Origin of the sequence: Methanosaeta sp. UBA458, from assembly GCF_002496085.1 — an archaeon.
Classification (GTDB): Archaea; Halobacteriota; Methanosarcinia; order Methanotrichales; family Methanotrichaceae; genus Methanothrix; species Methanothrix soehngenii.
This window is the reverse complement of the sequence record NZ_DAIK01000043.1, coordinates 7,632-8,328: the sequence shown is the minus strand read 5'-3', so window position 1 is coordinate 8,328 and position 697 is coordinate 7,632. Positions and strand designations below refer to the sequence as shown.

The following is a 697-nucleotide window of genomic DNA, read 5'->3' as shown; positions in this document are numbered from 1 at the left end:
TCGCCGTTCTCGTCCTCGACCACCATCATCTTGAAGCTTCCGACCTCCATCGACGATTCAGGAGCAAGCCTTCCCGCCCTTGCCTTCAGCGCCCCCTGAGCAATCGCCAGGAAGATCTCCTCCCTGGCGGCCAGTTGCACTGCCCTCATTCTCATCTCCAGCATGTCTCTTCCCCGAAAATGCCACTCGATATCGTAATGGAGCATTGTGAATGAGAACGGATAAATAATGATAGGTCACGATGAATCCATCCGGAGGAAGATATGGGCTGCTTTGAGAGCTATATGGAGTTTCGCGAAGAGTTAGAAAAGATCAAAATCAATCAGAAGAACCGCCCAGATCCGCTAAAAGGCAAAAAAGGTGCATCCGGAGACCTACCTCTCCGGAGGGAGATTGCCCCTGAATTTGATTAAACGATCTGGAAAATCCTGCCAATCTTGGGTCCAATCCTGATTCCCATCATTGCCCAGATCCTTTGATGGCCTTCTGTTCATATCGGTCACATTTACCCAGAGATGCAAATCCCTATAGGGGGCAGTGAAATTTCCCTCTTTGTATAGGAGGAACTGCAGCTTCTGCCGGTCCCCTGTTTCATCCAGGATATAGGTTAAGGGCTGCTCCCAGGTATCGTTGTGCTGCAGGCTGAGGTTCATGCTCATTATAGGGATGATAGGAGCCGATCGGTCGTGTTCAAATG

At 50.1% G+C, this 697-nt stretch carries 1 protein-coding gene; it reads right to left on the bottom strand.

The window, feature by feature from the left end; genetic code table 11:
* Nucleotides 1-374: 374 nt before the first annotated feature.
* A partial coding sequence (locus tag BP822_RS02630) for a DUF1616 domain-containing protein (protein WP_286877669.1) occupies nt 375-697 on the bottom strand: 323 nt, incomplete at its 5' end.